Origin of the sequence: Lysinibacillus sp. VIII_CA (assembly GCF_049943995.1) — a bacterium.
GTDB classification, from domain to species: domain Bacteria; phylum Bacillota; class Bacilli; order Bacillales_A; family Planococcaceae; genus Lysinibacillus; species Lysinibacillus pinottii.
In genome coordinates this window covers 25,488-49,121 of the sequence record NZ_JBNFXM010000004.1, presented here as the reverse complement: position 1 = coordinate 49,121, position 23,634 = coordinate 25,488, and the positions used below count along the sequence as shown (strand labels likewise).

29 protein-coding genes are annotated in these 23,634 nt (G+C 38.0%); 15 read left to right on the top strand and 14 right to left on the bottom strand.

What is annotated here, in order from left to right:
- Positions 1-12: 12 nt before the first annotated feature.
- Positions 13-1,830 (top strand): oligoendopeptidase F, encoded by a 1,818-nt coding sequence (gene pepF / locus ACP3VS_RS07525; RefSeq protein WP_036167845.1) that lies wholly within the window; start codon positions 13-15, stop codon positions 1,828-1,830.
- A gap of 227 nt (positions 1,831-2,057) precedes the next feature.
- Positions 2,058-3,041 carry an SEC-C domain-containing protein gene (locus ACP3VS_RS07520; protein WP_036167843.1) on the top strand — a complete coding sequence of 328 codons (984 nt, stop codon included), beginning with the start codon at positions 2,058-2,060 and terminating at the stop codon, positions 3,039-3,041.
- Positions 3,042-3,106: 65 nt separating this feature from the next.
- On the opposite strand, the gene ACP3VS_RS07515 is transcribed toward ACP3VS_RS07520, so the two are convergent.
- A complete protein-coding gene (locus ACP3VS_RS07515; protein ID WP_012293843.1) occupies positions 3,107-3,298 on the bottom strand; it encodes a zinc-finger domain-containing protein in 192 nt (63 codons plus the stop codon).
- A gap of 190 nt (positions 3,299-3,488) precedes the next feature.
- On the opposite strand from ACP3VS_RS07515, the gene ACP3VS_RS07510 reads away from it, so the two are divergent.
- The 4 genes from ACP3VS_RS07510 to ACP3VS_RS07495 all read left to right on the top strand — a co-directional run bounded on the left by ACP3VS_RS07510 (position 3,489) and on the right by ACP3VS_RS07495 (position 6,410).
- Positions 3,489-3,881, top strand: coding sequence for a ribonuclease HI family protein (locus ACP3VS_RS07510; RefSeq protein WP_031419527.1), 393 nt, complete (start codon positions 3,489-3,491; stop codon positions 3,879-3,881).
- Positions 3,882-4,132: 251 nt separating this feature from the next.
- Positions 4,133-4,930: an amino acid ABC transporter substrate-binding protein gene (locus ACP3VS_RS07505; protein WP_031419526.1), complete on the top strand. Its 798-nt coding sequence runs from the start codon at positions 4,133-4,135 to the stop codon at positions 4,928-4,930.
- A gap of 65 nt (positions 4,931-4,995) precedes the next feature.
- Positions 4,996-5,652 carry an amino acid ABC transporter permease gene (locus ACP3VS_RS07500; protein ID WP_031419525.1) on the top strand — a complete coding sequence of 219 codons (657 nt, stop codon included), beginning with the start codon at positions 4,996-4,998 and terminating at the stop codon, positions 5,650-5,652.
- Positions 5,653-5,663: 11 nt separating this feature from the next.
- The gene (locus ACP3VS_RS07495) at positions 5,664-6,410 is read left to right on the top strand and encodes an amino acid ABC transporter ATP-binding protein (protein WP_031419524.1); all 747 of its coding nucleotides are present in this window, start codon (positions 5,664-5,666) and stop codon (positions 6,408-6,410) included.
- Between the two features lie 274 nt (positions 6,411-6,684).
- On the opposite strand, the gene ACP3VS_RS07490 is transcribed toward ACP3VS_RS07495, so the two are convergent.
- Positions 6,685-7,074, bottom strand: a complete 390-nt coding sequence (locus tag ACP3VS_RS07490; protein WP_036167837.1) for a hypothetical protein — start codon at positions 7,072-7,074, stop codon at positions 6,685-6,687.
- Positions 7,075-7,431: 357 nt separating this feature from the next.
- Positions 7,432-8,313 carry a LysR family transcriptional regulator gene (locus tag ACP3VS_RS07485; protein WP_031419520.1) on the bottom strand — a complete coding sequence of 294 codons (882 nt, stop codon included), beginning with the start codon at positions 8,311-8,313 and terminating at the stop codon, positions 7,432-7,434.
- Positions 8,314-8,452: 139 nt separating this feature from the next.
- Here ACP3VS_RS07485 and ACP3VS_RS07480 point away from each other — a divergent pair, with 139 nt between their 5' ends.
- The 3 genes from ACP3VS_RS07480 (at position 8,453) to ACP3VS_RS07470 (ending at position 10,765) form a co-directional block, all read left to right on the top strand.
- Complete coding sequence (locus tag ACP3VS_RS07480) at positions 8,453-9,463, top strand: alpha/beta fold hydrolase (protein ID WP_012293832.1); 1,011 nt, start codon at positions 8,453-8,455, stop codon at positions 9,461-9,463.
- 76 nt (positions 9,464-9,539) lie between these two features.
- Positions 9,540-10,358, top strand: coding sequence for a MerR family transcriptional regulator (locus ACP3VS_RS07475; protein ID WP_426388502.1), 819 nt, complete (start codon positions 9,540-9,542; stop codon positions 10,356-10,358).
- 311 nt (positions 10,359-10,669) lie between these two features.
- The gene (locus ACP3VS_RS07470; protein ID WP_268890066.1) at positions 10,670-10,765 is read left to right on the top strand and encodes an NlpC/P60 family protein; all 96 of its coding nucleotides are present in this window, start codon (positions 10,670-10,672) and stop codon (positions 10,763-10,765) included.
- Positions 10,766-10,831: 66 nt separating this feature from the next.
- On the opposite strand, the gene ACP3VS_RS07465 is transcribed toward ACP3VS_RS07470, so the two are convergent.
- Both ACP3VS_RS07465 and ACP3VS_RS07460 read right to left on the bottom strand, forming a co-directional pair.
- Entirely contained in the window at positions 10,832-12,022 is a 1,191-nt protein-coding gene (locus ACP3VS_RS07465) for an MFS transporter (RefSeq protein WP_373561634.1), read from the bottom strand.
- A 5-nt stretch (positions 12,023-12,027) separates the two neighbouring features.
- Positions 12,028-12,426, bottom strand: a complete 399-nt coding sequence (locus ACP3VS_RS07460; RefSeq protein WP_012293828.1) for a MarR family winged helix-turn-helix transcriptional regulator — start codon at positions 12,424-12,426, stop codon at positions 12,028-12,030.
- A 163-nt stretch (positions 12,427-12,589) separates the two neighbouring features.
- On the opposite strand from ACP3VS_RS07460, the gene ACP3VS_RS07455 reads away from it, so the two are divergent.
- Positions 12,590-13,144, top strand: a complete 555-nt coding sequence (locus tag ACP3VS_RS07455) for a DJ-1/PfpI family protein (protein WP_426388501.1) — start codon at positions 12,590-12,592, stop codon at positions 13,142-13,144.
- 35 nt (positions 13,145-13,179) lie between these two features.
- On the opposite strand, the gene ACP3VS_RS07450 is transcribed toward ACP3VS_RS07455, so the two are convergent.
- The 5 genes from ACP3VS_RS07450 to ACP3VS_RS07430 all read right to left on the bottom strand — a co-directional run bounded on the left by ACP3VS_RS07450 (position 13,180) and on the right by ACP3VS_RS07430 (position 16,085).
- Positions 13,180-13,500 carry a DUF3889 domain-containing protein gene (locus tag ACP3VS_RS07450; protein WP_031419511.1) on the bottom strand — a complete coding sequence of 107 codons (321 nt, stop codon included), beginning with the start codon at positions 13,498-13,500 and terminating at the stop codon, positions 13,180-13,182.
- A gap of 87 nt (positions 13,501-13,587) precedes the next feature.
- On the bottom strand, positions 13,588-13,719 hold the full coding sequence (locus ACP3VS_RS07445; RefSeq protein ID WP_004269370.1) for a hypothetical protein: 132 nt from the start codon (positions 13,717-13,719) through the stop codon (positions 13,588-13,590).
- Positions 13,720-13,741: 22 nt separating this feature from the next.
- Complete coding sequence (locus ACP3VS_RS07440) at positions 13,742-13,966, bottom strand: hypothetical protein (protein WP_031419509.1); 225 nt, start codon at positions 13,964-13,966, stop codon at positions 13,742-13,744.
- A gap of 130 nt (positions 13,967-14,096) precedes the next feature.
- Entirely contained in the window at positions 14,097-14,933 is an 837-nt protein-coding gene (gene coaW, locus ACP3VS_RS07435; protein WP_012293825.1) for a type II pantothenate kinase, read from the bottom strand.
- Positions 14,934-15,350: 417 nt separating this feature from the next.
- Positions 15,351-16,085 (bottom strand): SDR family NAD(P)-dependent oxidoreductase, encoded by a 735-nt coding sequence (locus tag ACP3VS_RS07430; protein ID WP_426388500.1) that lies wholly within the window; start codon positions 16,083-16,085, stop codon positions 15,351-15,353.
- A gap of 228 nt (positions 16,086-16,313) precedes the next feature.
- Between ACP3VS_RS07430 and ACP3VS_RS07425 the strand changes: the two genes are divergently transcribed.
- On the top strand, positions 16,314-17,135 hold the full coding sequence (locus ACP3VS_RS07425; RefSeq protein ID WP_080695181.1) for a squalene/phytoene synthase family protein: 822 nt from the start codon (positions 16,314-16,316) through the stop codon (positions 17,133-17,135).
- Between the two features lie 303 nt (positions 17,136-17,438).
- On the opposite strand, the gene ACP3VS_RS07420 is transcribed toward ACP3VS_RS07425, so the two are convergent.
- A complete protein-coding gene (locus tag ACP3VS_RS07420) occupies positions 17,439-17,927 on the bottom strand; it encodes a metal-dependent hydrolase (RefSeq protein ID WP_012293821.1) in 489 nt (162 codons plus the stop codon).
- A 161-nt stretch (positions 17,928-18,088) separates the two neighbouring features.
- Here ACP3VS_RS07420 and ACP3VS_RS07415 point away from each other — a divergent pair, with 161 nt between their 5' ends.
- The 3 genes from ACP3VS_RS07415 to ACP3VS_RS07405 all read left to right on the top strand — a co-directional run bounded on the left by ACP3VS_RS07415 (position 18,089) and on the right by ACP3VS_RS07405 (position 21,170).
- Positions 18,089-19,315, top strand: a complete 1,227-nt coding sequence (locus tag ACP3VS_RS07415; RefSeq protein ID WP_426388499.1) for a ferredoxin reductase family protein — start codon at positions 18,089-18,091, stop codon at positions 19,313-19,315.
- 398 nt (positions 19,316-19,713) lie between these two features.
- Positions 19,714-20,340 (top strand): nitroreductase family protein, encoded by a 627-nt coding sequence (locus ACP3VS_RS07410; protein WP_031419498.1) that lies wholly within the window; start codon positions 19,714-19,716, stop codon positions 20,338-20,340.
- Positions 20,341-20,684: 344 nt separating this feature from the next.
- Positions 20,685-21,170 carry a hypothetical protein gene (locus ACP3VS_RS07405; RefSeq protein WP_031419496.1) on the top strand — a complete coding sequence of 162 codons (486 nt, stop codon included), beginning with the start codon at positions 20,685-20,687 and terminating at the stop codon, positions 21,168-21,170.
- Between the two features lie 28 nt (positions 21,171-21,198).
- On the opposite strand, the gene ACP3VS_RS07400 is transcribed toward ACP3VS_RS07405, so the two are convergent.
- From ACP3VS_RS07400 to ACP3VS_RS07390, 3 genes are all read right to left on the bottom strand, one after another.
- Entirely contained in the window at positions 21,199-21,456 is a 258-nt protein-coding gene (locus ACP3VS_RS07400; RefSeq protein WP_230586155.1) for a DUF3658 domain-containing protein, read from the bottom strand.
- 45 nt (positions 21,457-21,501) lie between these two features.
- A complete protein-coding gene (locus ACP3VS_RS07395; RefSeq protein ID WP_230586154.1) occupies positions 21,502-21,876 on the bottom strand; it encodes a DUF1835 domain-containing protein in 375 nt (124 codons plus the stop codon).
- A gap of 254 nt (positions 21,877-22,130) precedes the next feature.
- On the bottom strand, positions 22,131-22,262 hold the full coding sequence (locus ACP3VS_RS07390; protein ID WP_268988038.1) for a hypothetical protein: 132 nt from the start codon (positions 22,260-22,262) through the stop codon (positions 22,131-22,133).
- A 142-nt stretch (positions 22,263-22,404) separates the two neighbouring features.
- Between ACP3VS_RS07390 and ACP3VS_RS07385 the strand changes: the two genes are divergently transcribed.
- Complete coding sequence (locus ACP3VS_RS07385) at positions 22,405-23,574, top strand: pyridoxal-phosphate-dependent aminotransferase family protein (RefSeq protein ID WP_031419494.1); 1,170 nt, start codon at positions 22,405-22,407, stop codon at positions 23,572-23,574.
- The last annotated feature ends 60 nt before the right edge of the window (positions 23,575-23,634 follow it).

Here is a 23,634-nt window from a genome sequence, read left to right as displayed (position 1 = left end):
GGGTGTTTATAAATGGAAGTTTTACCATTAAGAAAAGATGTTGCAGTAGAAGAAACATGGGATTTAACTGATTTATTAAAAAATGATGCAGATTTTGAACCTACTTTAGCACAGCTTGTTGAAGAAGCAATTAGCTTCGAACAAACGTATAAAGGTACCATTACAGATGCGCAAAAAGTGATTGATGTATTAACAGCTTTCGAAAACTTGCAAAAAAGTATCGTTCCAATTGGTACGTATGCGAGCTTAAACCTACAAGCAGATCGCACGGATGATGTAGCCCAAATGCGTGCTGCAAAATTTAGTACAGCTATCGGTAAAATAAGTAGCGCCCTATCATTCGTAAGAAGTGAATTACTTGCTTTGGATGAAGCAGTATTACAAGAAGCGGCAACATTAAGCCCTCTTTACAAACATTATTTAGAGGAATTATTAAAACGAAAACCTCACCAGTTACATCCAGAAGTTGAAAAAGCGCTTGCTGCCTTTAGTTCTACTTTTGATGCACCTTACGAAACGTATAATACGACAAAATTAGTGGATATGAATTTTGGCGAATTTGAAGCAAATGGTGAAAAGCATCCATTAAGCTTTGTCCTTTATGAAAATGATTGGGAGTTTGAAGCCAATACAGAAGTTCGCCGTGCTGCCTTTAAAGCTTTTTCCAGCAAGTTGAGCGATTATCAACATACAACTGCACAAGTTTACAACACTCATATTCAACAAGAAAAAACCATGGCTGATCTTCGAGGATTTGATTCCATCTTTGATTATTTACTATTCGATCAAGATGTCGATCGCTCCCTTTATAATCGCCAAATCGATTTGATTTCTAAAGAACTTGCCCCCCATATGCGTCGATATGCAAAATTAATTCAAAAAGCGAATGGTATTGAGCACATGACATTTGCAGATTTAAAAATTGCTTTAGATGCTGCCTATGATCCAAAATTATCGATGGACGAGGCGAAGGAATATGTCGATAAAGCATTGGCGATTATGGGTGAAGACTACAATCACCTAATGGACAGAGCCTTCAAGGAACGATGGATTGACTATGCACCTAATAAAGGTAAATCGACAGGGGCATTCTGTTCAAGTCCTTACGGTAGTCACCCTTATATTTTAATGTCATGGAATGAACGTATGAATGAAGTCTTCACCCTCATTCATGAGCTTGGTCATGCAGGTCATTTTGCGAATACGCATGCTCATCAATCCTATTTTAATAGTCGTCCTTCCCTATACTTTATTGAAGCACCATCTACGATGAATGAAATGCTGTTAGCAAATTATTTATTAACGCATAATGAAGATGTGCGCTTTAAACGATGGGTCATTTCAAATATTGTCTCTAAAACGTATTATCATAACTTCGTCACGCACTTACTTGAAGCCGCATACCAACGTAAAGTATATGAATTGGTGGACGCTGGTGAATCTGTCAACGCGAATATTTTAAACCAGTTAAAACGTTCTGTACTAGAAGATTTTTGGGGCGATGCAGTGGATATTACGGAAGGTGCTGAACTGACGTGGATGCGTCAGCCTCATTACTATATGGGCCTTTACCCATACACTTATAGTGCGGGCTTAACGATTTCAACACAAGTATCTCAGCGCATTTTAAAAGAAGGTGATGCAGCCGTTGAAGAATGGTTAGCAGTCCTGCAGGCTGGTGGAACAAAATCCCCAGTGGAATTGGCACAAATGGCAGGTGTAGATATTACAACGGATCAACCACTTCGAGATACGATTGCCTACATCGGTCATTTAGTAGACGAGCTAGAACGTCTCACACTCGAGATTGAAGCTGTCCAACAATCATAAATGTTCTAGAAAACGGTTCTGTTCTTGCAACGTACAGATCGTTTTCTTTTTTTAGTTCTAAGTGAAAACGTGCATACATATACTTGAATTAGGGCGTCCCTCCACACTTTTTAGATATTTCAAAATAGACAATCATTTTTCTTCATACAAAAGTACCGTTATTATTAAGAGTACGCAAATTATTTAGCAATATACGATTAACAATTGTCAAAGGAAGTGTTCTAATTATGGTAAAACGTAATGATCCATGCCCATGCGGTAGCGGCAAAAAATATAAAAAATGTTGTGAAGGTAAACAGCAAGTAACAGTGGAAACAGTACAAATCGAAGAATTAGAGCGTGTGCTACAAACATTTTATTTAGAATACCCTGAGCGTAAAGATGTTCGTGCTTATATCGAGCATGTGGGCACATGGCAACCTAAATTAGAGAGCGTGCTACAGCGTGAGCTGATTGAAGCCATCGCTTTAGACGACTTTTTCTTCCATCAAGAGCCATCGATTTGGAAAAGTTATTTAAAGAAAACGAAGAAAAAAGCAGTAAGACCTTCTACAGTAAAAGTACTTGATGACTGGTCTCACCCTGCATTATTTATTGGTACGGTATCTGTTGTTGAGGAAAATTATTTTAAAGCAAGTCATTTACTTACAAATGAAGAGCTTTATATTCGTCGTGAAAATGATAAACCAATTCCGGAAGGTATGCATGTCTTTGCCTTTATTTTACCGGATGGAACGAAGAAATTGTCACATTATTTAGCTGTGTCTACATTGATTTTCTTCCCTGAGGATCATCTAAAAGTATTTGAAGAGTTTAAGAAAAACTTTGAAGCATCTGAGAAAAAAGTTGGAGCATTCTTAAAAGAAGAACATCTTGCATTCTGGGAGCTACTGGTCTCCAACGGCTACAAAGGGGAAGAATTCACTAATTTTGAAAGCACAGTCCTATCACAAGTAAAAGAATTCTTGGAGCAAAATGATCGTGAAACAGCTCCAATGCTTGAGCTATTAGAGGACTATTTAATAGAAGGACAACCTACTGCACGCAAAGAAGCGGCCATTGTTGCTGGTGCAATCCGTTACGGGCAGGAAAAAGAGCTCTTTGAATCTCTTTCTATGACGGTAAAAGAAATTGCCGCAACTTTTGATATTTCTGCTTCTTCACTTACAAAGTATTACCAAGATTTAAATAGCTATGTCGAAACAAAATAATCCTATAAAAGAAGCTACATTTATCAGCAATTGCTAATAAATGTAGCTTTTTTCCAAACGATTCCTTATTTACTGTAAACTTTTAAAAGCTCTTCGCCTAAAAACTGTAGCTTTTCTCCAATTGAACAGGCTTCAATACAGAAGCGATGAGCTCCTGGTTTACCACGTTCTTTACGTAATTGCTGAATGACTAAGCAATCTGCGCAATACGTATCATGCAGTTCGTCTATATCCTTCATAACCGTCACTTTATCCATGTGAACTCTCGCTCCTTTCACGTCCAAAATTCACTTCCTACTATTATGAAGCGTTCATTTTGAACAAGCAACTATTTTGTTTATCCACTTCAGCAATTTTTTCAAGTCCATCACTACTAGCACATAGATGTTTTACAGCGTATCCTTGTTGTACAATTATATGGAAGTCAAATAGTAAAGTAGGGATGTTATGTTAGAGGTTTATATAGATGCTGCTAGTGCAGGTAACCCTGGCCCAAGCGGTATCGGTATATTTATTAAAGGTGAAGGCCAACATATACAAATTAGTGAGTATATCGGGGAAACAAATAATCATATTGCTGAATTTACTGCTTTAGTCCGTGGACTTGAGGAAGCACAAAAGCTTAGCTCTACGCTTGTTTCCGTTCGCTCTGATTCTAAAATCGTTGTCGCCTCTATGGAAAAAGAATATGTGAAAAACGAGGAATTTAAACCTTTTCTGGAAAAAGCATTATCGCTCTCCAACACCTTCGATTTATTTTTTATTAAATGGGTGCCTGATTCTCAAAACAAAGCTGCTGATGCCTTGGCACGAAAAGCTATCCAAAACAATAATCATTAAACAATGCATGCCAAGGGACTGTTATGGACAGTCCCTTTTCTCCCCTTCTATTCAGATACTTAATATCCCCCAATCCATTCTTTTTATGAAGTCAATTTTCTTACAAAGATCATACAAAATTAGCTCTAATACGCATAAAATTTTCTGATTAATCCAAAACGATATTGACATACATTAGACGCGGTGATATCCTTTAACACATTAGTAGTTTAGCAAACGAAAGTGATAGTTTTATATAGGGGGAAATAAGGATGAAACGTATAATAACTTTAGTGATGATGCTAACAGCTGTCATTGTTTTAGCAGCATGTGGCACATCAAAAGAAAAATCAACAGAGAAAGACCCATCTTCAGCTGATCAGGAAAAAATCATTATTGGCATTGACGATAAATTTGCACCGATGGGCTTTCGCGATGATAAAAATGAAATCGTGGGATTTGATATTGATTTAGCACGCGCGGCAGCTGAGCATATGGGCGTAGAAGCTGAATTCCAACCAATCGACTGGAAAACGAAAGAGGCTGAATTACTCAGTGGACGTATTGATTTAATTTGGAACGGTTATACCATTACAGATGAGCGCAAGGAAAAAGTATTATTTACAAAGCCTTATCTCGAAAACTCTCAAGTGGTTATGACTAAAGCAGATTCTAAGATTGTGAAATTAACTGATTTAGCAGGCACAGAAGTAGGCATTCAATCTCTTTCTTCTGCTGCAGACGCATTAAATGGTAACCCAATCCACAAAGAGATAAAAACAATTACAGAATTCTCGGATAACGTTTTAGCTTTATCAGACTTAAAGACAGGACGTGTTGATGCCGTAGTAATTGATGCTGTAGTAGCAGAATATTACATGACACAAGAGCCTGATACATTTAAATTATTAGAGGAATCACTTGCTCCAGAACAGTACGGTATTGGTGTAAAACCAGGGAATGAAGCATTATTGGAAAAATTGCAAGCTGCATTAGACAAAATGAATGAAGACGGTACAGCAGCTGATATTTCTACAAAATGGTTCGGTGAGGATAAAGTATTAAAATAAAGACTGGATATTTTTTGTAAGAGTTTCCTCTGCGAAACTCTTACTCTCTTTGGAGGGACATCACTATGACAGATTACTGGCAAACTATGATATGGCCGATGCTAGAGGGCGCGAAAATGACCGTTATCCTGTTTTTCATCGCCATTCTTATATCGATTCCATTTGGCTTTTTATTGACACTTGCAGTGAAAAGTCGCATTAAACCACTTTCTTGGCTTGCACATACGTATATTTATATCATGCGTGGTACACCACTATTGCTACAATTATTATTAATTTGCTTTGGTCTACCTATGCTGCCAGTAATCGGTGAATATTTAGTATTGGATCGTTTTGTAGCCGCGTGCCTTGGCTTTATTTTAAATTATGCTGCCTACTTTGCTGAAATTTTTCGTGGTGGACTACTCGCCATCGATAAAGGACAATATGAGGCAGCACAAGTACTCGGTTTATCAAAATGGCAAACCACAACACGTGTCATTTTGCCACAAATGTTCCGCGTAGCCTTACCAGCTTTATCGAATGAATCTGTTACGCTAATTAAGGACACAGCCCTACTCTATGCTGTAGCAGTTCCAGAATTACTACATTTTGCGCAAACAGCCGTCAATCGTGACTTTACGATTGTACCTTTCTTTATTGCTGGTGCTATTTATTTAATCATGACGCTGATCTTGACCGTATTCTTTAAATGGCTAGAAAAACGTTTTAAATTTGAATAGAGGTGATCTATATGGCATTGATGGCAGTAACCAACTTAAAAAAATCTTTTAATCAAGTCGAGGTTCTTAAACAAATTTCATTTTCTGTAGATAAGAACGATGTCATTGCGGTAATCGGTCCCTCTGGGTCTGGTAAAAGTACCATGCTCCGAAGCTTAATTCATTTAGAGGAAATTGATGGTGGTAGCATTTTAGTAGATGGTGATTATCTTGTGCAGGACGGCGTGTATGCCAAGCCACAGGAAATCAAAAACCTGACAGCTAAAATGGGGATGGTCTTTCAACATTTTAACCTATTCCCCCACTTAACAGTGCAGCAAAACCTTGAAATGGCCCCTCGCTTATTAAAACAAGAATCAGCTGAAGCCATTTCGAGCCGTTGTCTAGATTTATTGAAAAAAATTGGACTTTCCGAGAAGGCAAATGCCTATCCAGCTAATTTATCCGGTGGTCAAAAGCAACGAGTGGCAATTGCCCGTGCTTTAATGATGAACCCTCAAATTTTATTATTTGACGAGCCAACATCTGCCTTAGATCCTGAGCTGACAGGAGAAGTATTAAAGGTCATGAAAAGCTTAGCTGAAGACCAAATGACTATGATTGTCGTTACACATGAAATGGGCTTTGCGCGTGAAGTAGCCAATAAGGTTGTCTTTATGGATGATGGACAAATTATCGAATCTGACCACCCCGATAACTTCTTTACAAACCCACAAAACGACCGAACTAAGGCATTTTTACAAAAGAACCTAAAATAAAAAGTAGGGCGGACATAGCTGCTCTCCTTTCATTTCTTTATCAAGCTAAAGTTTCTCTCTTTAGGAACAACATGCTATTGAATAAATAATCTATCTTTTAGTTTTATTTAATGGGAAATATTATTGCATAAAAGAGAGTCATTTAAGACTCTCTCAATAGTTGTGAACATTTAGTTTTGAAAAATCAATATTCTTTCATTAAAGCATTTGTTCTTCATAAAGTTCTTCATTAAAAATGTATTGATTTTTAATTTCACTATCTTTGTCCTTTAAGTTATTTATTTGCTAGTATTTCAAGTAATTCTTTTGATTCTTCTTTTGATAATTTAGTATATTTCATATCATTTTCTACCAGAGTTACTTGTTCTTTTGAATTGACATAGATTAAATAATAAGAAGACTTCAACTCCTTATCAGGGTCTATAAAATCAAAAGACATTCTAAACTTTAATAGTCCAAATGACTCTTCACTTTTTTCTTTCCATTTAACTTTAGTAAGAATTTTATTTATTATTGAGACTTGATCTTTATCTAGGATTTCTAAACTTTCTTTAAAATCTCCATTTTCATCAGCCATCTCTAAAATAATTTTCTTTGTATCATTAGAACATCCCACACATAGAAAAATCAATGCAAATGAAATAATAATTATTTTTCTTAACACATAAATACCACCCTTTACTTAATTTCGTATTTTAAAGCTCATTAACTTCTAAATTAAACCCTTTAAATGAAACGAATCTTAAAGACCTTGTGTTTGTTTATCTTACAGAATAATCTTGGTTCTAGCCACATTACATCTCGTTCCACGGTGGTTACTATTTGATTAGCTATTTCTCTAAATGCTGTTTTCAGGTTTAAATCCAAACTCTACACTTGATACAGGTCTATATTTACTATTTGATTGAACACCTACAATCATTGTAAACGGATTATCTTTATAACCTAATGTATTGATAAAGAAAATATTGATTGTGAAAATTGAGAGAGTCATTGTTAAATTGTTTATTGTGATTAAACTTCAAGCAAAGTCTCGTGCCAAGTTTAAAAAAGCTTGGATGGCAGGCGAAATCCACTTTTCTTCATGCCAAAACATTTGGGTGGCAAACGATGTGGCCGACATATCCCACGGCAACGAGACTAGTTCCCCCCTACTCAATTCTGCTGTCACAGCCATTTCAGGCAAGATGGCGATGCCCATCCCTATTTTCGCACATTGTTTAATCGCCTCCGCACTGTTAAATTCCAATTCCGTAATTCCCCCCATGCCCTTTTGAGAAAGACTTCGCTCAAAAAATGTGCGATAGGAACACCCTTTCTCCGTCAGTAAAAAGGTCTCCCCATTAAAATCTTCAATGTCCAATTCAGTACGTGAAGCTAATGGATGATCAGGCGCTACCAAAATATAAAAGGACTCATCCTGCATTTTTTCTCCGCAAAACCCAATCTCGTGCTTGTCCTCATCTAGCATAAAAATAATGTCCGCGTCCCCTTCTCGCAAACTTTGTTTCAAGTTCGCATGTGACAGCGGCTTAAAAATAAGCCGAATTCCTGGATATCGTAAGCGAAACAGACGCAGTATAGCAGGCAGGCGGTACGTACACAACGTTTCATCTGCACTAATGACCAACGTCCCCGTCATTTCGCCAGATTGCTTAACCGCATGCTCCGCTTCTTCAAGTTCACTCAATATACGGACTACATAATCTAGAAAACGTCTACCCGCATCAGTCAAGATTACTTTTTTTCCTAATCTGTCCACCAGCTTTACACCTAGTTCCTCTTCCAATGCCTTCATTTGCATCGTAACCGTTGATGGAACATAGTTTTGCACCTCTGCAGCGCGGCTAAAGTTGAGTGTTGAAGCGAGTGTATAAAAGGTCTTTAATTGACGCAATTCCATTGTATAGTTCACCCCATGATTCAAAAAAAATGAATGTTTTATTCAAAAACGTTTCTTTGACTTCACAATAGCATTCTCGTAGAGTAATGACAAGAAAGACCATCTATCCCATCTTTAATGACAAAAAGGAGTTTTTCACATGAAAGATTATAAACTTTATGAACTGGGAGACATTCAGCTACAATCAGGTGACATACTGCCAAATGCTGTTCTTGCCTATCAAACATACGGGACACTAAATGCGGAAAAGAATAATGCCATTGTTTATCCTACATGGTTTGCAGGCTTGCATACTGATAATGAATGGTTAATCGGAACTGGTAAGGCACTGGACCCAGAAAAGTATTTTATCATCATACCGAATATGCTTGGCAATGGATTATCCTCTTCTCCAAGCAATACACCAGCGCCCTATCATCAAGCAAATTTCCCACTCATTTCAATTTATGATAATGTGCGACTACAGCATCAATTGGTTACTCAAAAGTTTGGTATTAGTAAAATAGCACTCGTAGTTGGTTGGTCGTTAGGGGCTGTACAAACCTTTCAATGGGGAGCAAGTTACCCTGAGATGGTCGAACGAATCGCTCCATTCGGAGGGACTGCCATGACCAGACCCCATGCCAAGGTTGTATTTGAAGGAATGATTGCTGCCCTTCAAGCTGATTCTAACTGGAAAAATGGTTTTTACACCGAGCAACCTAAAGAGGGATTGGCTGCCATGGGACGCGTCTATGCAGCTTGGGGATTCTCACAGGCTTATTATTTAGAACAGCTCTATCAGCAAGAAGGCTATGAAACGCTGGAGGAATACCTCGTGGATTACTGGGATCAAGTGTTTTTAAGCTTTGACGCCAATGATTTAATCTCCATGCTACGTACCGGCATTACTGGAAATATTAGTGCCAATTCGACGTATGATGGTGATTTCGAGCTTGCATTAAGCAAGATTACAGCTCGTGCATTGGTCATGCCAGGAAGTACTGATCTTTTCTTTCCTCCAGAGGACAATAATTATGATGCACTACATATGCCAAATGCGCGCTTCCTCCCTATTGAATCGAAGTGGGGACATTGTGCAGGGATTGGACAGCATGAGCCAGATTCTGAATTTATTGATAAAAACCTGAAAATGCTCCTGCTTGAATAAAAACCACTTTACTCTTGACTTTCCCCTGCACGGGAAACTATATACTTCCATTATGATAGAGATTGGAGGTGATATTTTGTTTAAAATTAGTGTGTTTTCTAGGCTAAGCAAAGTATCCTTAAAAACATTGCGCTACTATGATCAAATCGGCCTATTAAAGCCAAGAAAGGTGGATCACGAAACTGGCTATCGTTACTATTCGGCAGACCAGCTCCTTGAAATCAACCAAATTTTTATTTATAAGGAATTAGGATTCACTTTGCCACAAATCATTCATTTGGTCCATGAAGATATTACATTAAAGGATATTCAAGGAATGTTTAAGCTGAAAAAAAATGAAATTCAAGGCATTATCGATATGGAACAAGCCAAGCTTGCTCGAATTGAGGAACGTATGCAGCTTTTAGAAAGTGAGGGGCAAGTGGAAACCATACAAGAAATCAGAATCAAAGCTGAAAATGCCCAGCAGTTCCTTTCTTTGAAGGCGCATGGGAAAGAAGAAGACATTCCAGACCTATTTCGTACATTTAATCGAATATTATCAAAAGAAATTCGCCAATTGGCTCAAAGTCCTCAGGTCGTTTTATGGAAAGAAATAGAGGATAAAGAAGATGAATTCGAATTTGAAGTCGGTTATTTTTTAAGCCAGGAGCTTCCATTGTTTCCAGATACATTTCAATTACGAACTCTTCCACCTGAGCCAATGATGGCCACCATGACGTTTCGCTCGGATGCTAATTTTGCTAGTACAGCCTGTGTAGATTTAGCAAAATGGATTGTAAAAAATAACTATCAGATTAAGGAAAACGAACCTGGTAGGGAATTAGGTGGCAATGCCTCATTAATGTTCCAAGGTGGAAAATTAATGAACAAAACTCAATTAGGATTGGAATAAAATCAAACCAGGTACTCCTATGAGTATCTGGTTATTTGTTTTATATCTTCTTATTAAATCTTTTCCTCGTTACATCCAATTAGTGATTCTCTCAAACCTTTGTAGGTCATTGTCTGTCTTCCTTCATATCGCCCTAAATCATCAGAAAAAGAACCATGTTAATCCCATTCTAAAAAGTTTCCGCCTTGTTATTTTGTCGGAGCTGGTAAGTCAACACCACGTAAAACGGTAGCTGGATTTTATCAATCAGCTAAAAAAGTAAGCACGCATCAAGAGATATAGTGTTTTTTGCTCATACATAGAAAGCAGGAATTTCTCATGCCGGCATCTATATTGGCTATAATCAACTGATTAATGCTAGTAATGAAGGCGTTTCTATTGCTAATATTAAGAACACCTATTGGTAAAAATATTTCGTTGGCTATGGCCGCATATAAAAGTAAAAAACAGTTGGGGTCATCCCAACTGTTTTACTATATATTCACTACTTTTTTCGGCTTCATCTTGGCAAGACGTAGGAGATAAATAATAAAGACCACTCCTAGTAAACCGGCCCCTGATAAGTAGACAGAAGCATATCCTGCCTGTACGGCCACCATTCCTAAAATATAAGAGCCTAGAGCAATCCCAAGGTCAAACATCGTGAAATAGGTTGCTGTTGCGTAGCCGCTTCGTTGGATGGCTGTTGATTGAACCGCTAATGCTTGTAAGCTCGTTGTCACTGCTCCGTAGCCAAAGCCTACAAAAATAGCTGCACTTAAAAATAACATGGGTCCTTCAACGAAGGCTAGCATGATAAGTCCGATAGCAAAAGAGATAATACCTGGAATAATAACAAATTGAGGCCCCTTTGTATCATAAAGTTTTCCTGTATATGGACGTGTAATTAACATAGCTGCTGCAAACACGGCATAAAAAAGACTGGCAACCGCCATTAAACCTTTTTGCTGTGCATAGACCGATAAAAATGATAAAACACTAGCATACGAAAAAGCTACTAAACTAGCAATTGCTGCAACGGGCAATGCCTTTCGCTCAAATAAATCATGGAAGGTGAACGTTAATTTCCCTTTATGTGCTGGCTGCGGTAAATCGTCAGTATGAACCGTTAATGCTAAAATGCCTCCAGCTAGTATACAAAAACTCATGACAATAAATAACACGTTAAAAGTGCTATATTGAATTAATAATAGACCAATAAATGGCCCAATGACAACCGCTAGATTTGTAGACATCGTGAAATAACCTAAACCTGCCCCTTTTCGCTTGGCTGGTACAATATCTGCAGCTAATGATCCTGCGGCTGTTGTAATGATACTAAAGAAGATCCCCTGAATAAAACGAAGACCCAGTAAAAGTCCAAATGGATGAATAAATAAATATAAGACAGTACAAGCAAAATAGCCGGCTATGGATAGCACTAGCAATTTTTTCTTCCCAAACACATCTAATAATTTCCCTGAAAACGGACGTACAATTATCGCTGATAGTAAAAAACCTGACAATAACAAGCCGGCTTCCTTATCTGTTTGGTGTAGTTCACCGATGGCATAAAGCGGCAAAGTCGTTACTAGCCCATAAAAAACAAAAAAGACAGATATATTTGTTAAAAAGAGACTAATAAATCGCTTTGTCCATATTTGTGTATTCTCCCCTTGCTGCAAGTTAATCAACCTTTCATTTTTTCCAGTAAAATCATAAACTGCTGCTGCTCCTCAGCAGTAAGTGATCCTACCATTTCTTCCTCAAAAGCTAAAATTGTTTCTGTAATGGCTGGTAAGCGGTCATTGGCTTGTGCAGTTAAGGTTACAATTTTTTCACGCTTATCTTCCCCGTCTAATCGTTCGACCCAGCCCAATGTCTCTAATCGTGTGATAGCTCTTGTAATGCTTGGTGCCTCTACATTTAAATATTTCCATATTTGCGTTAAGGTCATAGGCCCGTTTTTATGTAAGCAATATAAAATGGTCCATTGGGAGCTATATAATTGATGCTGCTTCAACACTTCATTTAAGCAGTTCGTTAAGTACCGACTTTTTTGAAATAAAGCATGGAATATCGGATTCATATGGTCTTCCTCCTAAAAAATATTTACCTAGCTAAATAAACTATACGCTTCATTTTTTCCTTTGTAAAGCAACTAATTTGGCAAAGGTCATTCTATCTTTGCAGGGAATTTTTTGCATATGTCGAATTAAGCAAGGAGATCACAAGGAAAAGGAGATGGAATCATGGGGAGAAAGGTTTTAATACTTGCAGGAGATGCAGTAGAAGCTTTAGAAATTTTTTATCCTTATTATCGTTGTCTTGAGGCAGGTTTTGATGTCACAATCGCAGCACCATCCGCAAAGAAATTACAGACAGTATTACATGATTTTCTAGAGGGCGTCGACACATATATTGAGCGTCCTGCCTATGGCTTAGAGGCACATGCTTCTTTTGCAGATATTGATCCATCACAATTTGATGGTTTAATGATTCCAGGGGGAAGGGCGCCAGAATATATCCGTTTAAATGAATATGTACCGACCATTGTGAGTCATTTTTTTGAAACCAATAAACCGATTGCCGCTGTTTGTCATGCAGCACAAATATTCGCAACCATCCCCGAAGTACTAAAAGGACGCGAACTTACAGCCTACATTGCTTGCAAACCAGAAGTTCAAGTAGCTGGGGCCACCTATATAGATGCCAATCTTCACACAGATGGCAACTTAGTAAGCGGTCATGCTTGGCCAGATTTACCAGGGCTAATGCGTGAATTTATTAAAAAACTAGAGGGATGAGCATTAAGGATGCCTAAGCATAGGCATCCTCTTTTTTATGACTGGCTTTCCTGTAATTCAATTTTCTCTACTTCTTGCGTCGATGTAAGGTAGCTAATTCGTACATGAACTCCAAATTCTTTGTCAGGTTGCTTCAGCCAAAGCTTAAATTTTTCAATGGTTGACGCTCCATGTACTTCCTTTCCCTCATGTAAATAGTCCACAATCTTTGCATGGGGATACTTCCCCTTCACTTCTTCTACCGCTAGCTTTCCCCACTTCGCATAGGCAGGTGTTTCTTGCTGTGCCAAAACTATCTCTGGAATATGTAATGGCACGGCAAACAGAAGTCCAAGCATTACATACACATTTTTCACAGAAAACCCTCCTAATTAACGGTATAAAATGATGAACGAAGTAAAAAATAAGAGCTCCAAAAGTAATTACTAATGGAGCAGCGTTGTTTATTGTTTGGGCTGTTGAGGATTATTATGAATGACTTGGTTAAACTCAGCTGAGTATTCTTCTCGATCATTCTTTTTATGTGTATCCTCTTTCTTTTTCTTTTTAAAGCTTGTTTTCCTTTTCTTCGCCATTGCTTACACCTCCAAAAAATAATTAGTTCTTTTTATTGGATTGTTGATTTTTATCATGATTGGTTTTATTGTTTTTATTTTTGGCCTTCGCATCAAACTCTGCCGCGAACTCCTCATTCAAGTTGTCATTCGGGTTGTTATTATTACTATTACTTCTATCGAGGTCTTTGCTTTTGTAGGTGCCAAAAGGATTATGCGTTCTGGCATTCATGGTTTTTTTGCTGTTTTTATTATTTCGATTGCCCACAGATATCACCTCCTACATATAATTTGCTCAGGTACTCGCGTTTATATGAGGTATTTTTTTCGGGCATTTTTGTAAAAAAAAAAAATGAACATCCCTAACCCAAGTTAGTCATGTTCATTCTAATCTGTCTCTAGACAATGGTATATTCCGTTATATTTAACAATGCTCCCACAGCTCCAGAAAAGCCATGATCATTAATAAAGACAGGTGTATGCTTTTTCGTGCGTGTATAATTGGCAATTACGCGGGCAAGATGTTCATTATTGCTGAGAGTCGATCCAATATAAACGATATGCTGTGTATTTTTTTCCTCAGCATATTGAATACTTAATGTTGTAATCACTTCACCAACAAGTCCCTGTACAGTTGCAATAATATCCTCAGCAGGATGCTTCATGGATTGTGTAATGCCCACTTTACCAAAATTACTCGCAGTTAAATGCCCATCAATGGGTGTATCCATTCCTTGATAAATGTCTTTGACTAATAAATCTATACCTTCTCGATGACCATTAGCAGCCATTTCACGAATTTCATTATAATCTGTAATGCCTGTTGTAAGCGCTGACAATCCTATTAATGTTCCGCCACCAACGCCTGTCCCACCAACACGTATATGTGTATTATCTTCCATATAATGTATAGAAGTACCCGTTCCGATATTAGTAATCATACTACGTTCAAACAAGTAGCCTTCCTTATTTAACAAAAAACGAACACCTTTTAATGTAGCTTCAAATTCTACTATATAATGAATCGATTTCATTGTTTTAATGACATCAAGTAATTGTTCTGTACGTCCCCCCGTAACACCAATATCCTCAATATCTGGATGATCAATAATCCAATTTTTCACAGATAGCAAATCATTTGACGGGAAGGTTGTTAGAATAAGTTCATTGTCTTCATCTAAATAAGCAACCTTTGTCAATGTGCCACCTGCATCAATACCTATAGCCTTTGGCATACAATTCTCCTTTGTGTTTATTACGTAACCTCATCTATTACGAATGATCATTACGCTAGTAGTCAGGCAACTAAATAAGTTCCATGCCTTCATTGGTGTCAAGGATTTTGCAAGGAGTTTTGGTGTGCCAAAATCCTGACTAACTAGTCATTGTCCGAAACGATAACGCCTCGTCCAGTCCCCCAAATCTTGTAATGACATTTTCGCCCTTTCTAAACTTTAACGCTGTTGAAATAATTGTGCAATAACTTCATAAACATTCATAAAAAAATCACGAAAAATATCAATTTTTTTCTCATCTACAAGTGAATCTTGACGAATTATAATACTTTAACATCATTCTACTAAAAAAACAAAAAAAGTGAAAATGCACTGCTTGCAAACAGGCATTTCCACTTTCTTTTACGATGCAATTAATTAACGTGCTGAATAACCACCATCAATAACTAACTCAGCACCTGTAATATAAGAAGCTTCATCGGATGCTAAAAATAAGATTGCATTCGCTACTTCTTCTGGTTGACCAAGACGACCCATTGGCGTAGTTTTTACTAACATATCCATAGCTTCTTTTGCTTCCGATAATTTTGCTGTCATCGGTGTTTCAATAACACCTGGGAATACGGTATTGACACGAACATTGAAAGCACCAAGCTCGGAAGCCGCTGCACGAGCGATCGCACGTAAAGAGCCTTTAGATGCTGTATATGCATTGAATCCTGCACCAATAATGGCTGTGTAAGATGATGTATTAACGATTGAGCCCTTCCCTGCTTCCTTCATATATTTAGACGCATGCTTAATGCCAAGGAATGGACCAAAAGCATTGATATTGTGCATGATGGACCAGTCCGCTTGTGTAATTTGATCTGGACCTTTTTCTGAAGAAATACCAGCATTGTTAATTAAAATATCGATACGACCATATTTTTCGACAATCGCTTTTGTCACTTCTGCCCAGTTTTCGTCAGAAGAAACATCTAATTTCATGCCCTCTACATTTTCGAGCTCTGAGATTTTCGCTAGGTTCTCCTCGTTAATATCTGCTACAATGACTGTCGCACCTTCTTGTGCAAACAACTTTGCCATCGCTGCCCCCATTCCAGATGCTCCACCTGTAATCATTGTAATTTTATTATTTAAACGTCCCATTACTTTATACTTCCTCTCACTTGAAATTTGTCTGTCGTACTAGTATAAACCGTCCCTTTTAGACCACAATAAAAGTATAGGTTTAAATAGTTTACTATTAAACTATATCATTTTTAGTAACCGTTTTCAAAGAATATCTCCATATTCATGAACAATCTGTTTTATCTTTCCCCATTTTTACGATACGATATACTATAGATGTGGAACCATTTGAACGGAGGAATACAAGTGAAAGATCAAAAAAGACTTTATAAAGAAGCGATGCAGGTTTTAAAAGATACAAGTCGCACTTTTTATATACCCATCACTTTCTTAAAAAATGATTTAAAGGTATCGGTAGCAGCTGCCTATTTAGCGATGCGTGCCATCGATGAAATAGAGGATCATGAACAGCTTTCCAATGATGTAAAGTTTGATTTATTATCGGCAACTAGTGACCTTTTAAAGGACACATTTAATAATGAGGCATATCAAGAATTGGTAGCGCCTTATGCGGCACAGTTACCTGAGGTAACCCTTCGCTTAGCAGATTGGCTAGCATTCTGCCCTGAGGAATCTCGAAAAATTGTCCAAGCTTCTACAAGTGAAATGGCCTTTGGTATGGCGAAGTGGGCTAAAGCAAATTGGCAGGTGCATACACGCGAGGATTTAGATGATTATACATACTACGTAGCAGGGCTTGTTGGGACAATGCTGTCTGAGCTTTGGGCGTGGGGTGCAGACATTCAAACAGATCGCGATTTAGCAATTGGCTATGGTCGAGGTCTCCAGGCTGTCAATATTTTACGCAATCAGCATGAGGATATGGATGAGCGTGGCGTAAGTTTCGTTCCTGACGGCTGGACACGCGAGGATTTATTTACTTATGCAGAGGAAAATCTCGCGAAAGCTGATCTTTATATGAAAGATATTAATAAACGCACAGTATTATTATTCTGTCGATTACCACTTGCATTAGCGCATAAAACATTAAAAGCCATGCAAGACGGTCGTGAAAAAATAACACGTACAGAGGTTGAGCAAACCGTTGAAGAGGTACAGGCAGACTGATGGGCGGCTCTCATTTCTAGAATGACCCATTAATATGTAATACCAATAAAACCCCTGCATGAGAATTTTCTCGTTCAGGGGTTCCTTTTTGAGCAGCACTTTATAAAGGTTTGCGTTACGCAAAGGTCAATCGCTAGTTTCAGATATTTTTTAAAGCTCCATAAAAATTACGGACAATCTCCCATTGGTACGCATACTTTCTGCTTGCACAAAGCTTCAACTCAAACAAAGCTTACAAAAATTACTCCCCTTAAATAAACTGCTACCTACCGGGGGGTCTTACACTTTAGTGGGTTTCTTTCCTTAATTTGTAGCAAGAAGCTGCACAATGATTTCATAGCTAAAAAAGACTGACAGCATTGTTAACAATGTAAACACTATTTTTTCCACTTTACTACCTGTTTTTGTAGTAAGCGGTAGACGCACCGAAATGGAGACTGGGAAAAATAGCTTTACACCCTTTTTGGTCCCCATATCTAATAAAACATGGCTTGCCATCCCTAATAAAATACCTATTGTAACGGACTTATACGGTATAAATGTATGTAGTAGCATCCCAATCAAAAATAAAAACAGCAAACTATGTGTAAAGGAACGATGCCCAAACAGCGAATTAACTATTTTTGAAATGATAGGAAGCTTCCTTCCGATTTTGCTACCACCATGGCAAATATCTGGAAGTAATGCACCGATAACGCCTGCCCCTACCAAAACAAGCGGATTATCATTTGAAATTTGTGCAAAGGCTAGACTTGCTGTAATGCCCCCAACCATATGGGTATTCCCTTGCATAAAGTACTTCCACCCTTCTTACGCATTTTGCGAACCATCTTAATGTAACATAAATACGCCCAAAAGGGAACATACATTCCGAACGTACGATCTGAAATATTTTCATCCAATAATTGTATAGCCATAAAGTATATGGTTAAAAATAGGGATGGAGGTTATTTATGAAAGCTTATAGAGGACTACTTTTTATTATATTGGTAATGGGCAGTAGTGCGTGCCTTTGGTATTTTGCTATCCCCCTTGCCCCCATTCATCCACTGAACAAGCTTGCTCATATTATTGGAGGCTTAGCGATTACAGGACTCTTCCTTGTGTTTCTTTTCTCAACAAGAATGAAACTACTAGAGCGTTGGTTTAATGGGCTAGGGCGCTTAAATTTTTATCATAAAGTATTGGCCATGTTTTCACTTGGTTCTATCATAATCCATGGGCAATTGCAAAAGATGGTTCCTGATCAAGAACTCCCGCAAACATCTTTTCGTGAATGGGCGAAAGAGCTTGGAGAGCTCGCGCAATATGGATTTATCATCCTAATCGCCCTTGCATTCCTAGCAAAATTTTTAAAATATGAGCATTGGCGCTGGTTACACCGCTTTTTGCTTCTTCCTTATACATTGGGTATTTACCATACTTATTTTTCGAGCGAATATGATTTATTACAGCCCTCAGCATTGGGCATTTTCACTGCTCTTACAACAACTATTGGTTTTATGTCTGCCCTGTATATGATGACAATGTATCAAGATATGTTTTTCCGGTATAACGGTTCTATTTCCAACATTCAAAAACTAAATATCCATGTCATCGAATTAGAACTGACCCTTACGAAAAAGCTTCATTACCGACCTGGACAATTTATCTTTCTAAAAATCTTTCAGGAAGGCATTGAAAAAGCACCCCATCCTTTCACTATTTCTGGTGGGGATGGAGAAAAAATTAGGGTGACGATCAAAGCAGTCGGCGATTTTACAAAGCAGGTCTACAAACAAATACAATTGAACACCCCTGTTGCCATAGATGGTCCTTTTGGCCATTTTGACTTTGCCAAAGGAGCCAATCAACAACTTTGGGTTGCTGGTGGCATTGGCATTACGCCGTTCATAGCCTATTTACAAACAAAACCTACTAAGAAAATTGATTTATATTATTCCTTTCATGGTGTGGATAATATGGTATATAAAGATTTTTTACTGAACTATGCGCAATCCAATGATAAATTTACGGTCACCTTTATTGATACAACAGAGGAGGACAGGCTTTCCTTTGACCGGATGACCATACCAGCTCATACAAGTATTTATCTATGTGGACCCGAAAAAATGATAAAGCACTTCAAATCGTCCGCGCCTACTAGCCATATAGAATGGGAAGCATTTAAACTAAGATAGCAAGTGTTACCCTTCGGACTATAGACAACCTCAAAAACATTTGAGTGGAACTATAGTCTTTTTTCTTTTAACCATTTAATGAAGAAAGGACGCTGTTTTCCACTAAAGGAGATTGAGGAGCTGCTTTGCTTCGCACAGAAAACACCCACTCCGTTCAATCAACTTCTCCATAAAGCACTCCTCTACATTTTTTCTAAAAGATAAATTCTATCTAAAGCATGAAAAAATTCAGTTGTTTCTCCTTGCAAATTTCGAGTTTGGTGCGTCATGACATTCAGGCAATCATCCTCTCATCAGAAATCCTTCATTCAAGACTCTCTAATTCGAGCAATTTACTTGGAATTTGAGTTCATTTATCGTATAGTAAACACGCAACTTATAATGAAGGAGTCAAAATGATGACAGTGACAAAAAGCAATATAAATAAAGTTATGCATGACCGTAAATCTGTTCGTAAATACGACGAAAATTATAAAATCCCTCAAGAACAACTAGAAGAATTACTAACAGAAGCCACTTCTGCGCCATCTTCAAGTAACTTACAGCCATGGCGCTTTATCGTCATTCAAGATGAAGTAATAAAAAAAGAGTTACGTGCCATTGCTAACAATCAAGAACAAGTGGAAACTTCCTCAGCTGTTATTGCTGTGCTAGGCGATACAAAAATGTACGAAAATGCGGAGTCAATCTTTACAAAAAATTACGATCTTGGTTATATTAATGAAGCAACTAAGGATTTAATGATAACTAATTCTATGAACTTGTATTCTCAGCTTCCTCAGGAGATTTTAAAAAATATCGTTACATTTGATGCTGGTCTAATTTCCATGCAAATCATGCTTTTAGCAAAAGACATGGGCTATGATACAGTACCAATGGGTGGTTTTAACAAAGAAGCCTTCGCCAAACATTTTGAATTAGCTGACCATATCGTACCCGTTATTTTAATTGCGATTGGTAAAGCAGCAGCCCCTGCCTATAATTCTTCACGTATTGAGCTCGAGCATATCGCCAAATTCATGTAATACATGTAAAATGGTCACCTTTCTATATAGGAAGGTGACTTTTTTGTGAATAGGCTGGCATGTCAGGTACCACTACAAACATAGGATAGTAATATTTGCGAATAGTAAACGATGAAAAATTAAAAAAATGATTCTCCAACACTAGCACAATAATTTTCCCAGGGATATTTTTTGCATTTCTTTCCTTCATTACTCAAAAAATCATCATAAAAGAAATAATGGACATTTTCTTTCTAGTACATTTGTGTGATTGCTACTAAAAATTACATATAAATGCTTGTAGATTAAACATAATAGGATTGGTATCATTAGGAGGTATTTTCTTAAGAAGGGAGGTTTTTCTGATGGACTATAATTATTATAACTCTGATTTAGATGCAGCCATGGGAGGCTTATTTCTTATCCTAATTTTAGCATCTCTAGTTCTTGGGCTAATCGCCTACATTATTAGTGCACTAATTTATTTTATGACATCTAAAACAAATGGTTTTGGAGATGTAGCCTATATTGCTTGGATTCCTATTATTAATGTATACAGTCTTTTCCTACTGACTGCTGGTGGAGATAATCGAGAAACGATTCGTGCAACGGCTCTAAAAAATACGCTTATTTATGCAGGCTTGTTTATCGTTTCGTTTATACCAGTTATCGGTATACTCGCATCACTAGGTATGGTGGGCTTTACATTGTATTTCACATATCGCCTATTCTATCGCTGGTGTGGTGAAACTGGTAAGGCTGTACTTTACACAATTCTAATGGTTATTACAGGCGGGCTGTTCTTTGCTATTTACGGTTTAATGCGCATGAACAAACCATTCGTAGCCTAGTTCACCATCTTAAAACCTCTTTAAGTCTTCAGACTAAAGAGGTTTTTTGGCGTAGTTTCACATAATAATGCCGCATAGATTTAGGAATTCCTTTTAATACTAGAGTGCCATTATAAACTAAATATCGGATTCTATATTCTAAATAAAAGATGTTTGGCTGTTTCTCCATGCTAGCAAGTAGCTCTAAAAGAAATGTTCCAGTTTGAATAAAATCCACATGTCCCTGCTCCTGATGCATTTCTTTTAGCCTCTTCACGATGAAAGAGTCATAAAAATTTTCAGGCACCTCTTGAATATGCTGATGCTCCCATTGACGAAGTACTGCTGTTGATTATGCCAAACCTTCCCATTGCTGTAGAAATTTTTGACGTCCCTTTACTGATAATCTCTTTATATCATACAGATTTGGATTCCACTGACGTTCGATCACTTGCTGTCCATTTGAATGTATAAGAAATATTTCATTGTGCTGATCACGCAATACATAGAGGAAAAACCGAAGCCCACATTGTTCTTCTATATGGTCCCCACACCAAATATAGATAGGTAGGTGACTAGGGATATCACGTATCTCTCGAATGGCATCTCTTATTTTAGTAGGACCAACAAAGTCATCCATCTCATCGTTAATATTTTCCATTAACCACTTTTGGCGGAATGCTTGTCCTCTTTCTTCATCAAGCTTCCACAGCGGTCCTATAGACAAATCCTCAGGAAAGCCAATGTGACATATTTAGGCGGAGCAAGTTCCACTCGTAAGGAGCCAGCTGCAGATTCTGAGCAAACAATATGTGCAACTCGGGCAGTTGTCGTCATCCTGTTTCTTTGAAGCTGAATGTAATCATTAATGGTGTCTACCAAATAGCTAAGGTGTTCCGCCGCAGCCCAAAAAGACCATCCCTCTTTAGGATCACTTTGTTCATGCCGAAATGTTGTAAATGGCTCTGATGGCGGAAGCTCCTACCTCTCCCATTCTCCATTTTCCACAACATTTGCTAATGTAATGGAATCGAGCGTTTGAATTGTATATACAAGCACCTGATTGTGGTCGTACAAAAAATAGACAAATGGGTAGTGCATCACTGTTTCCATATCCTTGGTCTCCTTTTCAAATGATAGCTTTATACTAACCTCTTCCATTATTTATTCAAAAAGCAGCTAGTCCCTACAAAAAGTATGTTATTATTATAGTTAGAAAATTTTGAATTTCTGTCAAGTAAAGGGGATTGATAATATGTATGAAAATATTTTAAGACATCCGGGGCCGACACCGATTCCAAAGAGAGTTCAGCTAGCGATGAGTCGGGATATTTTTAGTCATCGGAGTCAAGAATTTGTAGAATTATACCGAAAAACGATTGAGGCGGTAAAGCCTGTCTTTGGCACGACACAGGAGATTTTACTCTTGCCATCGGGCGGGACAGCTGCACTAGAAGCTGCGGCAGTCAATACGGTTGCCGCTGGTGAGGAAGTTGTGGTCATTACGGTCGGGGCATTCGGTGACTATTTCGTTTCCATTTGCGAGCAATACGGCTTCCATGTACATAAGCTTGAAAAAGAGTGGGGACAAGCTTGCACACCTGAGGAGCTACGGGCATTTTTACAGCCATTACAAAATATCAAAGCGGTTTTTATCACATATAACGAAACTTCTACAGGCATTTTAAACCCTGTTGCTGAATTAGCACAAGTGATTCAAGACGAAACAGATGCACTCGTTATCGTGGATGGCGTAAGCTGCATCGGTGGCGCGCCGGCTGAAATGGATGCTTGGGGTATTGATATTCTCGTGACAGGCTCTCAAAAAGCGATGATGCTACCGCCTGGACTCTCTCTTGTCAGTGTGAGCGAAAGAGCTTGGCAAGTCATTGAAGATAATCAAACGCCAGCCTATTATTTAAATCTATTAAGTTATCGTAGTTGGGCTGAAAAGGGGATGACGCCAAATACTCCTGCTATCACGCTTATTGATGGCCTGCATGAGGTTTGTCAGTTAATTGAACAGGAAGGTGGCTTCCAGCAAACAATTGCCCGTCATGAACTCATGAAAAACATGGTACGTAGCGCTATGAAAGCATTACACATCGAGCTCTTAACTGAAGATCAATATGCCTCCCCTACCATTACAGCTATTATGGCACCAAAGGGAATTGAGCTTGGTGAATTCTTAACACACCTTAAGCAGCAATATCACCTAGATTTTGCAGGTGGCCTTGGTCACCTACAAGGTAAAATTTTCAGATTTGGCCATATGGGCTACTGCTTCCCAAGTGATATCCTACAAGCTGTATCCTTATTGGAGGCCGCGCTTCAAGACTTCGCTTATGACTTCCAGCCAGGCGCAGGTGTCCTTGCCGCTCAAGAGGTATATTTAGCAGCTCAACGTAAAGCATTGCAACGTTAATAAGAAAACAGGTGAAGCATTTTTCTTCACCTGTTTTTGTGCTTTGAATAGCTTGATTTG